This window comes from Halohasta sp. A2 (assembly GCF_056175805.1).
The window spans coordinates 1-255 of the sequence record NZ_JAQFWV010000313.1; the positions used below are offsets into that span (position 1 = coordinate 1).

The window sequence follows — 255 nt, forward strand, 5'->3', positions numbered from 1 at the left end:
TCCAGAAAATCTTCAACGACTATATCGAGGCACGTTCGATGCCAGAGGTGGCGCACAGTCTCAATAAGAGTGGTATCACTACAAAACGGGGTGAGGACTGGAGCCGTTGGTCTGTCAGGAAAGTCCTTGCAAATGAACTCTACTGTGGCCAATACCAACTCGGTGATTACGAAGCCTATGTCGAAGACTATCGAATTGTGAGCGATGAGTTGTTTGAGACGGTCGCTGAGACTCGGTATCGGTTCAAATATTCTA

Annotated in this window: 1 protein-coding gene; it reads left to right on the plus strand. The window is 47.5% G+C overall.

Going from position 1 to position 255, the window contains the following annotated elements:
* Nucleotides 1–38: 38 nt before the first annotated feature.
* Nucleotides 39–255: recombinase family protein (locus O2S87_RS19270; protein WP_475410266.1), on the plus strand; the 217-nt coding region annotated here is incomplete at its 3' end.